Here is a 16,086-nt window from a genome sequence, read left to right on the forward strand (position 1 = left end):
CCCGGAATTTTCGTAAAATTCCGTTTACGCAGGTTGCGCCGTTTCTACAAGCTTTGCAAAGAAACTGGCCCCAATCGGTGCGACATCATCATTGAAGTCATAGTTCGGATTATGCAGCCCCGCGCCCTCGCCCGCGCCAAGGAACAGATAGGCGCCAGGACGTGCGTTCAGCATGTAAGAGAAATCTTCCGCTCCCATGCCGCCAATTGCGTTGGGATCAACCTTATCCGCCCCCACCAGATCTTTCGCAACTTCTGTCGCAAAAGCAGTGTTGTCAGGGTTGTTCACAGTCGCTGGATAGCCGCGTTCATAGTTCAACGTGGCCTCAACACCGTAGGCCGCAGCTGTGCCTGCAACGATCTCACCCAAGCGTTTTTCGACCATATCCTGTACCTCAGGTTCAAAGGTGCGCACCGTGCCACCGACAAAACCATCATCCGCAATCACATTATCCGCAGACCCCACATGGATCTGTGTCACAGAAACAACCACTTCCTGCATCGTATAGTGATTGCGGCTCACGATGGTTTGAATCGCATCCACCATCGCAACAGCGGCGACCAACGGGTCTTTGGTTTCCTGTGGATAGGCCGCATGACCGCCCTGCCCTTTAATGTTGATCTCGAAGGTATCAACCGCCGCCATCACGGGGCCAGGTGTTGCGGTGAAATGCCCTTCCTCAAGACCAGGAATATTGTGGATGCCATAAACCTGGCTGATGTCAAAACGATCCATGATCCCTTCTTCCACCATGACACCTGCACCGCCGCCACCTTCTTCAGCGGGTTGAAAGATCAGCGCAACACGGCCTGAGAAATTGCGGGTTTCCGCCAGATAACGCGCGGCGCCGAGCAACATCGTCGTATGCCCATCATGACCACAAGCATGCATCTTGCCTTCAACGGTTGAGGCATGCTCAAGCCCCGTGGTTTCCTGCATTGGCAGTGCATCCATATCAGCACGCAGACCAATGGTTGGGCCGTCAGATTTACCCTCAATGATTGCCACAAGACCAGATTGCGCGATGCCTGTGTGAATTTCGGTGATGCCGAATTCTTTCAAACGTTCGACCACAAACGCCGCTGTTTCATGGCAGTCAAACTGCAATTCTGGGTTCATATGCAAGTGACGGCGCCAGATTTTCATATCTTCCGCATAGGCGGAAATTCGGTTGATGACGGGCATGGGGGCTCCTGAAGTTTTGCCTATATTTGGCCTGATATTTGAGTTGTGCCGACTGAACCGGGAAATGCGCGGGGACGCAAGTGAGATTGCACCACTACCGTAATTTCACGGTGCAGCAAGCTTAGTGTCATCCGACAACACTGACAAAATCCGGAATAATTGTGGAATAACAATCGGATATCTGGTAATATTGATTGCAAGACACATTGAAACATCTATTGAAAGATATGTCCCATTCCACAGCACGTTCCTTCACTGAAACCATAAAAAATTGACCATCGTAGGTGCCCTCACATGTGCCGCTTTGCCCGCTTTTGCACAGGATGCACCACATAATTGGCAAGGTGCCTATGGCGGCCTTAGCATCAATGTGACCTCGGGCAATCTTATTGACCACCTTGATCTCGGCTCACCGCGTCACAGCTTGGAAAACAGCACCGACCTTGGGCTTTTCGCCGGGTATAACGTACATTTGAACAATAATATTGTTCTTGGCGGCGAGATTTCCCATCGTTTTGGCAGCAACCCATTCACCACTGCGCCCGCCGTCAGCATCGGTGAAAGCACGATGCTCAAAGCGCGCGTCGGTTATGCGACGGACGACTGGTTGTTTTACGGGCTTGTCGGGGCAACCCGCACTGACTTAACCGGCCCTGGCGTTGGTTCATACAGTATGAAAGGCACCGTTTACGGCGTTGGGGCGGATTATGCGGTGTCTGATCATTTTATTCTTGGGGCAGCCCTGACACGTGCGGCACCAAGCTATGAAACTTCATTTGATGTTGAGCGCACATCAATTGAGCTGCGCGCAGCCTATCAATTCTGATTGCCCTCGGATGTGAAACGAACACCCGGCCCCGCAAAGTCGGGCTTTTTCTTGGCAGAACCGGGCTGCTCTGATAGCGGTAAAGCGCAACTTAACGGAGCCCCCAATGACCCGCGATTATTCTGCCTCTGATGCAATTGTTCATACGAAAAGTGGCGGCGTTGCGCGTCTGCGCGAAATCATGCGGCGTTTGCGTGACCCTGAAAATGGCTGCCCTTGGGATATTGAACAGAATTTTGCGACCATCGCCCCATATACGATTGAGGAAGCTTATGAAGTGGCTGATGCGATTGAGCGCGAAGAATGGGGTGAATTGAAGGGTGAGCTGGGGGATTTGCTGTTTCAATCCCTGTTTCATGCGCAAATGGCCGAAGATGCGGGCTTGTTTAACTTTGACGATGTGGCCGAAACCATGTCAGAGAAAATGGTCGCCCGTCACCCTCATGTTTTTGGCGACGAAGATCGGGATAAATCTGCGGAACAACAGACAGCGGATTGGGAAAAGATCAAAGCTGCGGAACGTGCAGAGCGCGCGGAAAAAGGCGCTTTGGATGGCGTGGCAGTTGGGCTTCCAGCCTTGTTGCGAGCACAGAAATTACAGAAACGGGCGGCGCGTGTGGGATTCGACTGGCCTGAAACAGCCCAGGTTCTGGATAAAATCCAAGAGGAATGCGCCGAGGTTGTGGAAGCCCGCGACACCCTGACCCAGGTGGAAGTCGAGGAAGAAATCGGGGATCTATTGTTCGTGATGGCCAATCTGGCGCGGCATTTGGGCGTCGAACCCGAGGCAGCTTTGCGTGCTGCCAACAACAAATTCATCAAACGATTTGAAGGTGTTGAAACGCATCTCGCCGCCATGGAGAAACGCCCAGAAGACAGTACATTGGAAGAAATGGATGCGCTTTGGGATCAAGTCAAAATTGAGCAGCGAAAAAAATCCGACTAAATCATTCAGGTATTGACCTGACTAAAACAGTCAGATTAAAAGGGCGCAACAAAAACACCAACGGAGCGCGCCCCATGTCCGCACTTAAAACTTCCCTTTTCGCGACGACCCTTCTGGCAATCGCAGCCCCTGCAATCGCGGAAGAAGTGAATATTTACTCCTACCGCCAGCCAGAGTTGATCGCACCTTTGACCGACGCGTTCACCGCGGAAACAGGCATTGACGTCAACGTTGTGCACCTGTCCAAAGGCATGGTTGAGCGTTTGGAAGCAGAGGGCGATCGCTCCCCTGCTGATCTCGTGTTCACTGTTGATATCTCTCGTTTGAACGCTGTTGTTGACGCTGGCCTCACACAGGCTGTCGAAAGCGAAGCGATGAACGCCAATGTGCCCGAAATTTACCGTGACCCAGCCGGTCATTGGTTTGGTCTGACCACCCGCGCACGCATTGTATACGCATCCCGTGACCGTGTAGCCGACGGCGAAGTCACAACCTATGAAGACCTGACCGACCCCAAATGGGCTGGTCGTATCTGCACCCGTTCCGGCACAAACGCCTATAACGTTGCGCTGACCTCTGCGGTTCTGGCACATCACGGTGAAGAAGAAACGCGCGCTTGGCTGGAAGGCGTCAAGGGCAACCTTGCACGTGCACCCGAAGGCAATGACCGCGCACAAGTCAAAGCAATCTGGGCTGGTGAATGCGACATTTCATTGGGCAACACCTATTATATGGGCAAAATGCTGAGCAACGAAGAGCAGCGCGAATGGGCTGACTCAGTGCGTATCATTTTCCCAACCTTTGAAAACGGTGGAACCCACGTGAACGTGTCTGGTGTTGCGATGACGAAATCTGCACCAAACCACGATAACGCATTGAAAATGATGGAATTCCTGACGTCACCTGCGGCACAAGAAATCTATGCCGAAGCCAACTACGAATATCCGATCGCGGCGGGCACAGAAGCCGCAGAACTGGTCGCAGGCTGGGGGGAATTCACAGCCGATGACGTGAACCTGATGGAAATCGCGAAATTGCGCGGTGATGCGTTGCGCTTGACCGAAGAAGTTGATTTCGACGCGGGCAACTAAGCCTTCAAATTCAAACCCTTTTCCCGAAGGTGGCCCGCCGATTGTTTCGGCGGGTCTTTTTGTGTGATCTTGAACTTGGGGGGAAGTGCTCAAAAACTAGAAAACTAGAAAACTAGAAAACTAGAAAACTAGAAAACTAGAAAACTAGAAAACTAGAAAACTAGAAAACTAGAAAACTTTATCGCCAGAGAACAAGAACGCAACATGTAGCGCTTCACATTAGCCCGCCAGAGACACATGATATTCTCCGCCGAAATAAACGCGCCACCACTTCTTGGCTGGACATTCACATGCAGGAAAGCCACTGTCCCATTCTACCGGAGGGCGCAATGACTGCACGCAAAATCATCATCGACACAGATCCAGGCCAAGACGACGCGGTCGCAATTTTGCTCGCGCTGGCCAGCCCCGACGAGATCGAGGTTCTTGGCATCACATGTGTGGCCGGAAATGTTCCCTTGGCCCTGACCCAGAAAAACGCCCGTATCGTCTGTGAATTGGCAGGCAAACCGGATGTGAAAGTGTTTTCCGGCGCAGACAGGCCCATGAACCGAACCTTAGTGACCGCCGAGCACGTGCACGGGAAAACCGGGCTTGACGGCCCAACATTGCCCGACCCTGCAATGCTCTTGCAGGATGGACATGCTGTTGACTACATTATCGACACGCTGCGCGCCTATGAAAGCGGCACCGTCACCTTATGCCCACTTGGCCCGCTGACCAACATCGCGATGGCCTTTGAAAAAGCCCCCGACATCAAAGAACGCGTACAAGAAATCATCCTTATGGGCGGTGGATATTTTGAAGGTGGAAACATCACCCCGTCCGCCGAATTCAACATTTACGTTGATCCACAAGCCGCTGATATTGTGTTCAAATCCGAAATTCCAATTGTTGTTATGCCGCTAGACGTGACACATAAAGCCTTGGTCACCAAATCCCGCAATGACGCGTTTCGTACCATTGGGACACCTGTTGGGCATGCGGTCGCCGAGATGACCGATTTCTTTGAACGTTTCGACAAAGAGAAATACGGATCCGAAGGCGCGCCCTTGCATGATCCTTGTGTCACCGCCTATTTGATCCGCCCGAATTTGTTCAAGGGCCGCCATATCAATGTTGAAATCGAAACCCAGTCAGAATTGACCATGGGGGCGACCGTGGCCGATTGGTGGCGCGTCAGCGACCGTGCGCCCAACGCATTGTTCATTGGTGACTTGGACGCAGATGGGTTCTTTTCGCTGCTCACGGAAAGGCTGGCTCGGCTGTGAACATGCTGACCCTTTGCAGGCCTGATGACCGCGACCGCATGTTACGGATGGTCACACAGTTTCATGCCGAGGAGAAATTAACCACCACCGACGCCGAGCGCGCGGCTGGTATTGATGCCTTGTTTTCGGGCGAGGTGCAGGCTGCGGCTTGGTTGATTGGGCCCAAATCGTCACCCGTGGGCTATATCATTGTTTCATTTGGGTTTTGCATGGCCATTGGTGGACGCGAAGCCCTGATTGACGAGGTTTGGATCCGCCCGTCGGTCCGAGGGCGCGGCATGGGAAGCCAGTGTTTGGCGGCTGTGGCAAAGGAACTTACAGCAATGGGTGTTCGACGCATCAACCTGGACGTTTCCGTCGATAACCCAAAAGCAAAAGCCCTGTATGAAAAGATGGGCTTCGCACCCCATGAACGATATCAACGCATGAGTCTTCGGAACTGACAGGCGCGGAAACTTTGAAAGTTTCCGTTCCGTTTTCTTAATAAAGAAAACGTTGCAGACGTGAGCGCTGCATATTTACCCCCATATCAGCCTACCAGAACTGTGGCCCTATCCAGAATGCCGTGTTACACCCGACAAAACACGCGGATCCGAGGCATTTATGACCCTTTTACAAATCAGTTCATTGCTTATCGTCATGGCAGGCGCATTTGGTGCAATCAATTACCTATTCTTAAAATTGCCGTCTGCCATAGGCATTCTTGTTGTGGCCCTGCTGGCCTCTATTGCGATCCTGATCGTTGATTTCTTCGCCCCGCATCTCGGGATCGCCTCCCAGGTCACGTATACCGTGGAAGGCATTGATTTCTCGGACGCATTACTGGAAGGCATGTTGGGTTTACTTCTGTTTGCGGGCGCCTTGCACGTGAAGCTAGCGGATCTACGGGGCGAATGGCCCGTTGTTTTTCTGATGGCAACTTTGGGCGTCGCGCTTTCAACCATGATCGTGGGATTTGGCTTTAGCTGGATCACCGGCATGCCGCTTTTGGTCGCTTTGGTCTTTGGCGCTTTGATCTCACCGACGGATCCAGTTGCCGTTCTGGGCGTTTTGCGCGAAGCAAATCTTCGCAAAACACTGGAAACCAAGATCGCAGGCGAAAGCCTGTTCAATGATGGCGTTGGCTATGTGGTGTTCTTGGTTCTGATCGGTTTGGCGTTCCCGGATGCGGGCGGGCACGGCAGCAGCGGACACGGCGAAGAACCCTCGCAACTGGCTGCAGCCGCACAATTGTTCGTGCAAGAAGCCATTGGTGGTGCATTGTTGGGCATCGTCTTGGGTTGGCTCACCTTCCGTGTGATGCGCCAGATTAATGATTATTCCTTAGAAGTTCTGATCACATTGGGCCTGGCCTTTGGGGGCTATGAATTGGCCGTTTACCTACATGTCTCAGCCCCGATTATGGCGGTTTGCGCGGGACTTTTGATCGGCGACATCGGCACCAAACACGGCATGTCCGCCGAGACGCGCAAGTATGTTGACGCATTTTGGAAACTGATCGATGAGATTTTAAACGCCGTTTTGTTCCTGATGATCGGCTTTGAAGTCTTCGCCGTTGCCTTCTCGTTTGATGCCTTGATGGCCAGCACATTCGCGCTTGGTCTTGCCCTCTTTGCCCGGTTTGCTGCGGTCTATGTGCCTGTCACCCTGCTGCGCCCTTTCCGTACATTCAGCCCTGGTGTCGTACCGATCATGACATGGGGCGGCTTGAAAGGCGGGATTTCCGTGGCGCTGGCCCTTTCCTTGCCCGACAATGAATGGAAAGGCCTGATCCTAACGGCGACTTATGTGATCGTATTGTTCTCAATCATTATTCAGGGCCTGACCGTCACACGGGTAGCCAATCGTTTCGGTCGCGAACCGGACCTGATGTAAGGCAATCACATGAGCATCACGAAACGACTTGAAGCATCAAACCTGCGCAAAACCGGTCAACGCCGGACCATTGCGCAGGTTTTGGATGCCGCCCATGATCATCCCGACGTTGATGAATTGTTCAACCGTGCCGCGCAACGCGATGCGGGCATTTCACTGGCGACGGTTTACCGCACAGTTAAGCTATTTGAAGAACATGGCATCTTGGAAAAGGTCGAATTTGGCGATGGGCGCGCGCGTTACGAGGCGGCGGATCGTGAACACCACGACCATCTGATCGATCTCGACACAGGTGACGTGATTGAGTTCGTTGACCCAGAGATCGAAGCCCTGCAAGAGAAAATCGCACAGCGCCTTGGCTATCGCCTAAAGGGGCACCGGATGGAGCTGTTCGGCGAGAAAATCAAAAAGTGAACGGTTTATTTTGCTTTCATTTTCATCGTTGCCGTAAATGATTTAAAAATCTTTTCGCCTCTGGAGAACGCCTCGACCTCAGAAGTTTCTAACCAGATGAGGTCTGGATTTTCACAATGCGTGCAGCCACATACCATGGCGGTTTCGGGATATCCGACAGGTTCAACACATCTTTCATAACTTCGCGTACGGCCTTTGGGTGGGTGGTCTTTGCATCGCACGATTGCCATTTCAATATCCTTTTTGCATTTTCTAAAATCTGAACCGAATAACAAATTGATGCGCGCAACGTAATTTTATGGCGCGGTATAGAAGATTATGAACATTTTGAACTTGCCCCTCCAGCGGCATCCTGTCACCACTGAGAAAATCGCAGGGTAAGCCCAAATAAGGGCGATCCGCTGCATGCTTTCACACAGTTTAAGACGAGGCCCCTGATGGACAATCTGCGCGGTATTCTTCTGGTCATTGCGGCCATGGTTATGTTCACGATCGAAGACAGCTTTATCAAAGGTTTGTCTACCGTCTTTCCCGTCGGTCAAATCTTGATCGTTTTGGGCCTTGGTGGTGCGAGCGTCTTTGCGGTGATTGCTTACATCAAACGTCAGCCCTTGGTCGGCCCACAAGTGTTCAGCAAAATGCTGTTCTGGCGGTCTCTTGGCGAGACAGGATCCGCGTTTTTCTTTGTCACGGCCTTGTGGCTGGTGCCCTTGTCCGTGGCGGCGGCGCTGTTGCAGACCACCTCTCTTATTGTGACAATCGGCGCGGCATTCCTATTGGGGGAAACCGTCGGCTGGCGGCGCTGGAGCGCGATTTTCATTGGCCTTATCGGCGTATTGGTGATCATTCGCCCAGGGTTTGAAGGCTTTGAACCCGCAGCTTTACTGGCCGTAGCCGCTGCGGTGCTTTTGGCCGGACGTGACCTCGCGACACGTCGCTTGCCTACAGGCACGCCTTCGGTGGCCGTGTCATTCTGGGGTTTCTTCGCGGTCATTCCAGCAGGGATCATCTTGTCGGTTTTCCTAGGATCCCCGATCATGCCAACCCTTCCACAAACGGGCCTTTTCGTTGCCTGCGTGGTGTTTGGCACCGTCGGCTATTATCTAATCGTCACCGCAATGCGCATGGGGGAAGCATCTGTCCTTGCACCCTTCCGGTATACACGTCTCGTGTTTTCGATCATCCTTGGCTATTTCTTCTTTAATGAGATCCCAGATTTTTGGACCATGATTGGCGCCGCGATCATCCTATCATCCGGCATCTATGTCATCCTGCGCGAACGCCGCGTGCTTGAAAGCCGCGTGCCACCAGAAGATGCCTGAGCCTGATTATCCTGTCGGCAAAGCGTTGCTTTAGCGCAAACACTGGGCAAACGCCGGGAAAGCGCTGGAAATCGCCCCGGCGCTCCCCTAAACAGGCGCTAACTTTATTTGCCGCTGACGGAGCCCATGATGAGCACGATTTACGATATCCACGCCCGCGAAATTCTTGACAGCCGGGGCAACCCCACCGTTGAAGTCGATGTGATCCTGGAAGACGGCATCATGGGCCGCGCGGCTGTGCCATCTGGTGCATCCACAGGCGCTTGGGAAGCCAGTGAAATGCGCGATGGTGACAAAGCACGTTACATGGGCAAAGGCGTTTTGGGCGCGGTTGAATCCGTGAACGGCGAAATCGCTGACATGTTGGTTGGTTTTGACGTGACCGATCAGACAGCGATTGACGCGGCATTGATCGAACTTGACGGCACAGAGAACAAATCACGCCTTGGTGCAAACGCGATTTTGGGCGCGTCCTTGGCGGCTGCAAAAGCCGCGGCTGTTTTTTCAATGCAGCCTTTGTATCGCTATGTTGGCGGCACACAGGCCCGCGTTTTGCCGGTTCCCATGATGAATATCATCAATGGTGGAGAACATGCTGACAATCCAATCGATATCCAAGAATTCATGATTATGCCCGTGTCTGCGACCAATATTCGTGATGCCGTGCGCATGGGGTCTGAGATTTTCCACACGCTGAAAGGTGAACTTTCTGCCGCTGGCCTATCCACAGGTATTGGCGATGAAGGTGGTTTTGCGCCAAACATCGCATCCACCCGCGAAGCCCTTGATTTTGTTCTGCGTTCCATTGAAAAAGCCGGGTATACACCCGGTGACGACATTCAACTGGCGCTTGATTGTGCGGCGACGGAATATTACAAAAACGGCAAATATGTGATCTCTGGCGAAGGCAAAAGCCTGAGTTCAGAAGAAAACGTTGCCTATCTTTCCGCCCTCGTCAAAGACTATCCAATCCTGTCCATTGAAGACGGTATGGATGAAGACGATTGGGACGGCTGGAAAATGCTGACCGACGAAATTGGTGATAAAGTGCAACTGGTTGGCGATGACCTGTTTGTGACCAACCCCACCCGTTTGGCCCAGGGCATTGAAAAAGGCTGTGGCAACTCACTGCTGGTGAAAGTGAACCAGATCGGCACATTGACAGAAAGCCTTACGGCTGTGGACATGGCGCATCGCAACCGTATGACCTGTGTCATGAGCCACCGTTCAGGCGAGACCGAAGACGCGACAATTGCGGATCTCGCCGTGGCGACAAACTGTGGCCAAATCAAAACCGGATCACTTGCGCGGTCTGACCGGTTGGCGAAATACAACCAGCTGATCCGCATTGAAGAAATGCTTGGGGATACAGCGACTTACGCGGGGAAATCCATCCTGCGCTAAGCCCCCCTATCACACATGAAAGGCCCCCGATGCATCATCACATCGGGGGCCTTTTTGATTGGCAGAGCTTACCAAATCCGGCCGCGAGAACCGGAGACATCGTGAAAAACGCGATCATCGCCACCGAAATTATATAGCAAAAACGCAGCGCGCCTATTCGGTCCCGCGTGCAAAAATGCCGGTCAGGTCTTCAATTGTCACCAGATACGGCGCGGCGTCTTTTGAGGCTTCACTGTAATGAGGATCAAAAGGCAGACAGCGATATCCACACAATTGACGCGCGCGCCGTTTTTGATTGTTCACAAACCATAACCGCCCACCTGGTGTTGAAATATAGCCATTTTCAAAGCGCCCAAAATCACCTTCCATGTCCTGAATAGAAGGGTATTCATTGAAGCTTGCCGGGTCGAACGCTGCATGTGTGTGATAACTTGCAAAAATCTCGGCATCGCCGTCAGGGGCGATTGGGCGGCAACTGGCCGCATCCCCTTTTGCCGAACGCGTCGCATGCAACACCCCATCTTCGCGATAGATAAAGCCGCAAAACTCAAGATCAACGAAAATCGAATGTCGGTTGAGGTCCGTCAAAACGCCAGCCGCGAACGCGTGTTCTTCGGCGTAGGTTTCATACCCCCGCTCAAATGGCCAATTCCCAGCATGCGTCGCAAAAGCAGAAAGCAAAACTGCGCTACAACTTAACGTAAAACGGGATAGGGCGTGAAACATATGGACTCCGGGTAAATCAATATCCAGACATTGCCCCGAAGTCCGAATGAATTCAAAGGAAATCACACAGTATCAATCACGGTTTTCACTCGGTTTTGCCAAACGCCCCCCGACGACCGGTGTATGAGTACCCGTGGTGCCCGCAGCAGATGTCGGCAGGCCCTTGCGCACACGCACCGCCAAATAGGCAAAAGCTTGGGCTTCCAGCATGTCACCATCAAGGCCCGCGTCTTCGATTGGGGCGACGGGGCAGTCCATCAAGATCGCCAAGAGGGACATCAACATCGGGTTTTTGCGCCCGCCACCGGTGACGTAAACGCCCTCGGGCATGACAGGGCAATGACGCAATCCACGGGCCGCAGATGCCGCCGCGATTGCAGTTAATGTCGCGCAGGCATCGGCATCTTCTAAGGTTTCAACCATCTCTAACAGGTTTGGAAAATCATTGCGATCCAGAGACTTAGGGGGTTCGCGGAAGAAATAATCATATTGCAGAAAATCCTCGACCAGGCCTTCGTCAACTTCACCCTCAGAGGCCAGCGCGCCGTCCTCATCAAATGCAAGACCACGACGTGAATACATCAGATCATTGATCGGCGCGTTCGCAGGCCCCGTGTCAAACGCCAGCAAAGCGCCGTCTTCTTCTGGGCGATCTTTTGACGGGTCAACCCAGGTCAGATTGCCCACACCACCAAGATTCAAAAAGGCCAGGGGCTTTTCCGCTTCGATCAATTTTGCACAGGCAAAATGGAAGAATGGCGCCAAAGGCGCGCCCTGCCCGCCCATTTCCATGTCGGCCGTGCGGAAATCCCAGATCACGGGGGTTTTCAGAACTTCTGCCAAGACTTGCCCGTTGCCACATTGATGTGTGCGCCCGTTGTCAGGGTCATGGGCCAGGGTTTGACCGTGAAATCCGATCAGTTCCGCATCGCCAAATTGCGACAAAACTTCCGCATGCGCCGTTTCGATCATCTCGGACAGGTCTTCCATGCCCGGATCATCGTGCCAGTGGCCAAAACCCGAAGCAATCGTTGCGCGTTCTTCATCCGACCACGGGCGATAGGCGGTTTTGCCGAACTCAAGAATTTCATGCCCATCGGTCTGTATCAGCGCCGCATCAATCCCATCAAGTGAGGTTCCCGTCATCGCACCCAGCGACCAGATTGCGTCTTGCTTCAACATAGGCTTTCCCTTTTGACCACACCCCGGTATATCCCAAGGACATATTGAATTCTATGGATGAAAAACCGATGACATGGCACCCCAAATCTGAATTTATCCGCGTGATGATGGAACGAGGCTTTTTGGCTGATTGTACCGATTATCAGGCCCTGGATGATGCGTTGATTGCAGGGGTTGTGCCCGCTTATATCGGCTTTGACGCGACGGCAAAATCTTTGCACGTTGGGTCATTGATCCAGATTATGATGCTGCGTTGGTTGCAAAAAACCGGCCATAAACCGATTGTTTTGATGGGTGGCGGCACGACAAAAGTGGGCGATCCCAGCTTTCGTGCCGATGAACGCCCTCTGCTGACGCCGGATCAGATTGACGATAACATCGCTGGTATCAAGCAGGTGTTTACGTCCTATGTTGAATTCGGCGACGGCGAAAAAGACGCGGTTATGGTGAACAATGCGGAATGGTTGGATGGGTTGAACTACCTTGAATTCCTGCGTGACATTGGCAAGCATTTCTCGGTCAACCGCATGCTGGCCTTTGAAAGTGTTAAATCACGTCTGGATCGTGAGCAAAGCCTGAGCTTTCTTGAGTTCAACTATATGATCCTGCAAGCCTATGATTTTCTTGAGCTTAACCGTCGTTACGGCTGTTTATTGCAGATGGGTGGATCAGACCAATGGGGCAATATCGTTAACGGTATTGATCTGACCCGTCGCGTTCTGAACAATCAGATCTTTGGTCTGACGTCACCTTTGCTGACGACCTCTGACGGCAAGAAAATGGGCAAAAGCCTTGATGGTGCGGTTTGGTTGAATGCGGACATGCGCAGCCCTTATGAATTCTGGCAATTCTGGCGCAACACGACCGATGCGGATGTGGGTAAGTTCTTGAAACTTTACACCGAACTGCCGATTGAAGAATGTGATCGCCTTGGCGCGCTTGAAGGGTCTGACATTAATGATGCCAAGATCCGTCTGGCGAATGAAGTGACCACCCTAGCCCATGGTGCCCAAGCCGCTGCCGCAGCCGAAGCAACCGCACGTGAAGTGTTTGAAAAAGGTGGCATGGGGGACGATTTGCCCACGTTGAAACTGTCTGCGGATGACATTGGTGATGGTATTTCGATTGTGCAGTTGATCGTGAAATCTGGCCTTGCGAAATCGGGCAAGGATGCAAAGCGCTTGATTGATGAAAATGGTGCTAAGATGAACGATCAACCAATTGAAGACAGAGGGATTGTGTTGCAGGTGACTGACTTGGCTGAACCTGTCAAACTTTCTGCAGGCAAGAAGCGCCACGCTTTGGTGGTTCTTGAAGGTTAACAAAACGCAGGGGAACTCTCCCGCCCCCTGATCGGCGGGGCAAAGCCCCTTATCAGGCGTTGAGCCCGGCACGCTTCGCGTGCCGGGCTTTATATTGCCCAATTCAACGCCCCATCAACCCCCATGAAATCGCCTCGTATAAGGTTAAAGCCAGAAACGGAAGCGATAGGACTGTCGCCAATAAGACTGCAGCTGCGGGTGTGAACTGTGGACGTGTTGATTTCATTCCCCCATTAACCCCCTATAAACTTTAGTATTGGTTAATGACGGGATGAATATCTCAGACGCCCCGATCCCTCTGTTTCAATCGCCCGAGTTCGCGCGCACCAGTCAAGCTTTGGGCACCCATGTGCGGACCCATCGTTGGACATCAAGCATGGACACCCATGCGGTTTGGCAAGTGCAATCGCGCAGGTTTGGGCCATTTGGTTGGGTTGATTTGGTGTCCCGTGGTCCTGTGGTGCGTAAGCCCCAGCTTCGGTTGGACTGGCTGCAAAATTGGCGGGATTGGCACGGGGGACGGCCACTTGTATTTAATCCGGTCGACACCTGTGCGCGGGCCTTGCGCGGGGCCGGGTTCTGGCCCCTCATGACGCCTGCATCTTTAGCCATTTTGCCCCTGCATCCCACCCAGATCATGCGCAGCGAAATGCATCCAAAATGGCGCAATCGTCTTCGTCGTGCTGAAGGGGAAGATATCAAGGTAACCCGCTATCCATTAAAGGAGAAACACTGGTTGTTAAGTGCCGAGAAGGCGCAAATGAAGGCCCGGAAATATCGTGGCATTTCCCCGCAATTTTCGGTGGCATTTTCCGAGTTGAATCCAGATTTGGCGCAAGTGTTTGAGGCGAAATGTAAGGGGGAAATTGTGGCCGCAATCATTGTGTTGCGTCACGGAAAAATGGCCACCTGGCAAATCGGGCATAGCACAAAACGGGGCCGACAGGTTAACGCGATGAATTTGCTTTTGTGGCGCGCGATGGAATGGCTTCAATCCCGGGGGCACACTCATCTGGACTTGGGCATCATCAATGAAGAAGACACGCCCGGCCTTGCGCGTTTCAAACTGGGAACTGGTGCATGTCGGGAACGTCAATCTGGCACATGGTTACATTGTCGATCCCTTGCCCCGATCGCGCGCCGCCTGCCTCTGTGGATGGCCGGTGTTGAAGGTGGTGTTCAGTGTGGTGTTCAAGGCGACACAAATGATGATCCTCAGGAACCCGGCCAAAACCACCCCGGAACGGGCACAAAAAAGCCCCCGCCAATACAAGCGAGGGCTGATAGCATTGGTTTTTCCAGAGGTTAGTCAACCACGGTAACGGATTTCATATAGTCCGGATCCGTGACCACACCGCCGCCACCAACACCACGTTTGATGGCATCGACGATCTCTTGTCCCTCAACCACCTGACCAAAGACAGTATATTGCCCGTTCAGATGTGGTGCCGGTTCAAACATGATAAAGAACTGGCTGTTGGCCGAGTTCGGGCTGGCAGAACGCGCCATGCCCACAGTTCCACGGTTGAACGGTGTTTGACCAAATTCCGCTGCGATATCAGGCAATTCAGACCCACCGGTGCCTGCACGGCCGGCGTTTTCGCCAATACGACCGAACTCGACATCACCGGTTTGCGCCATGAAGCTTTCAATCACGCGATGGAACACCACCCCGTCATATTTGCCTTCACGCGCAAGTGTGGTGACCTGAGCCACGTGATTTGGAGCAACATCAGGCATCAAATCGATAACGATCTGGCCCTCAGTGCTGCCCGCGACTTCAATCACGAGATTCGGCGTGTCCGGGTTATCTTGGGCCTGCGCAGGCGTTGTGAACATGTAATATGCCCCCAACACCGCAGCGCCCATGATGCCCAACGACATGGGAATCATGTCAAACTTAGACATCCGCAGCAACTTTCACAGAGGTCATGCGATCAGGTGTTTTTGGCGGCTCACCACGTGTCAATTCATCAACAATGTCCATGCCTTCAATGACTTGACCGTAAACAGTGTATTGACCGTTCAGGAAGTCATTGTCTTTGAAGTTGATGAAGAACTGGCTGTTTGCAGAGTTCGGGTTAGAAGAACGTGCTGCCCCGATAGAGCCACGTGCATGTGGAATTTTGGAGAATTCTGCTGGCAGATCAGGATGCTCGGATCCGCCTGTACCGGCACGGCCAATGTTGAAATCCTTGTCCCAGTTGCCGTTTTCAACGTCACCGGTTTGCGCCATGAAACCATCAATCACGCGGTGGAAAACAACGCCGTCATAAGAACCAGCACGGGCCAGTTCTTTCATACGATCGGTGTGCTTTGGTGCAACATCAGGCAAAAGCGCGATTTTCACGGTGCCTTTTGTGGTTTCCATGATGATTGTGTTTTCGGGATCTTTGATTTCAGCCATTTGGGGCATCCTTTGTATGATATTTGCCGCGCAGCTTATCCAATGCAGAGGCTGGGGAAAAGTAGAATTGACGTGATGGGCCAGATCATGTGTTAAAGGCGGCGAAATTTATGTG

At 52.6% G+C, this 16,086-nt stretch carries 16 protein-coding genes; 11 read left to right on the top strand and 5 right to left on the bottom strand.

All coding sequences use genetic code 11. From position 1 onward, the window contains the following. Positions 1–24: 24 nt before the first annotated feature. Positions 25–1,185, bottom strand: a complete 1,161-nt coding sequence (locus RJ38_RS12255; RefSeq protein WP_039019162.1) for a M20 aminoacylase family protein — start codon at positions 1,183–1,185, stop codon at positions 25–27. A 271-nt stretch (positions 1,186–1,456) separates the two neighbouring features. Between RJ38_RS12255 and RJ38_RS12260 the strand changes: the two genes are divergently transcribed. The 9 genes from RJ38_RS12260 (at position 1,457) to eno (ending at position 10,334) form a co-directional block, all read left to right on the top strand. After that, positions 1,457–2,011 (top strand): outer membrane protein, encoded by a 555-nt coding sequence (locus RJ38_RS12260; RefSeq protein ID WP_039019163.1) that lies wholly within the window; start codon positions 1,457–1,459, stop codon positions 2,009–2,011. Positions 2,012–2,117: 106 nt separating this feature from the next. Further along, positions 2,118–2,957, top strand: a complete 840-nt coding sequence (gene mazG, locus RJ38_RS12265) for a nucleoside triphosphate pyrophosphohydrolase (RefSeq protein WP_039019164.1) — start codon at positions 2,118–2,120, stop codon at positions 2,955–2,957. A gap of 74 nt (positions 2,958–3,031) precedes the next feature. Next, complete coding sequence (locus RJ38_RS12270) at positions 3,032–4,048, top strand: Fe(3+) ABC transporter substrate-binding protein (protein ID WP_039019165.1); 1,017 nt, start codon at positions 3,032–3,034, stop codon at positions 4,046–4,048. Between the two features lie 329 nt (positions 4,049–4,377). Then, positions 4,378–5,319 (top strand): nucleoside hydrolase, encoded by a 942-nt coding sequence (locus RJ38_RS12275; protein ID WP_039019166.1) that lies wholly within the window; start codon positions 4,378–4,380, stop codon positions 5,317–5,319. 2 nt (positions 5,320–5,321) lie between these two features. Next, positions 5,322–5,762: a GNAT family N-acetyltransferase gene (locus RJ38_RS12280; RefSeq protein ID WP_039019167.1), complete on the top strand. Its 441-nt coding sequence runs from the start codon at positions 5,322–5,324 to the stop codon at positions 5,760–5,762. 160 nt (positions 5,763–5,922) lie between these two features. Then, positions 5,923–7,194 carry a cation:proton antiporter gene (locus RJ38_RS12285; protein WP_039019168.1) on the top strand — a complete coding sequence of 424 codons (1,272 nt, stop codon included), beginning with the start codon at positions 5,923–5,925 and terminating at the stop codon, positions 7,192–7,194. Positions 7,195–7,203: 9 nt separating this feature from the next. After that, positions 7,204–7,608: a Fur family transcriptional regulator gene (locus RJ38_RS12290; RefSeq protein ID WP_039019169.1), complete on the top strand. Its 405-nt coding sequence runs from the start codon at positions 7,204–7,206 to the stop codon at positions 7,606–7,608. 437 nt (positions 7,609–8,045) lie between these two features. Next, the gene (locus RJ38_RS12300; protein WP_039019171.1) at positions 8,046–8,930 is read left to right on the top strand and encodes a DMT family transporter; all 885 of its coding nucleotides are present in this window, start codon (positions 8,046–8,048) and stop codon (positions 8,928–8,930) included. A 129-nt stretch (positions 8,931–9,059) separates the two neighbouring features. Then, entirely contained in the window at positions 9,060–10,334 is a 1,275-nt protein-coding gene (gene eno, locus RJ38_RS12305; RefSeq protein WP_039019172.1) for a phosphopyruvate hydratase, read from the top strand. Positions 10,335–10,487: 153 nt separating this feature from the next. Here eno and RJ38_RS18190 read toward each other — a convergent pair whose 3' ends face one another. Together RJ38_RS18190 and RJ38_RS12315 are read right to left on the bottom strand one after the other, a co-directional pair. Beyond that, positions 10,488–11,060, bottom strand: coding sequence for a DUF4329 domain-containing protein (locus RJ38_RS18190; protein WP_052245364.1), 573 nt, complete (start codon positions 11,058–11,060; stop codon positions 10,488–10,490). A gap of 72 nt (positions 11,061–11,132) precedes the next feature. Then, the gene (locus RJ38_RS12315; protein ID WP_039019173.1) at positions 11,133–12,242 is read right to left on the bottom strand and encodes an anhydro-N-acetylmuramic acid kinase; all 1,110 of its coding nucleotides are present in this window, start codon (positions 12,240–12,242) and stop codon (positions 11,133–11,135) included. A 68-nt stretch (positions 12,243–12,310) separates the two neighbouring features. Between RJ38_RS12315 and tyrS the strand changes: the two genes are divergently transcribed. After that, the gene (gene tyrS / locus RJ38_RS12320) at positions 12,311–13,564 is read left to right on the top strand and encodes a tyrosine--tRNA ligase (RefSeq protein ID WP_039019220.1); all 1,254 of its coding nucleotides are present in this window, start codon (positions 12,311–12,313) and stop codon (positions 13,562–13,564) included. Positions 13,565–13,835: 271 nt separating this feature from the next. Continuing rightward, positions 13,836–14,873, top strand: coding sequence for a GNAT family N-acetyltransferase (locus RJ38_RS12325; RefSeq protein ID WP_082005729.1), 1,038 nt, complete (start codon positions 13,836–13,838; stop codon positions 14,871–14,873). On the opposite strand, the gene RJ38_RS12330 is transcribed toward RJ38_RS12325, so the two are convergent. Then, entirely contained in the window at positions 14,870–15,472 is a 603-nt protein-coding gene (locus RJ38_RS12330; RefSeq protein ID WP_039019174.1) for a peptidylprolyl isomerase, read from the bottom strand. The genes RJ38_RS12325 and RJ38_RS12330 overlap by 4 nt on opposite strands. Next, a complete protein-coding gene (locus RJ38_RS12335) occupies positions 15,465–15,971 on the bottom strand; it encodes a peptidylprolyl isomerase (RefSeq protein ID WP_039019175.1) in 507 nt (168 codons plus the stop codon). Before RJ38_RS12335 ends, RJ38_RS12330 begins: the two co-directional genes overlap by 8 nt. Between the last annotated feature and the right edge of the window lie 115 nt (positions 15,972–16,086).

This window comes from Halocynthiibacter namhaensis (assembly GCF_000812685.1).
GTDB lineage: Bacteria > Pseudomonadota > Alphaproteobacteria > Rhodobacterales > Rhodobacteraceae > Halocynthiibacter > Halocynthiibacter namhaensis.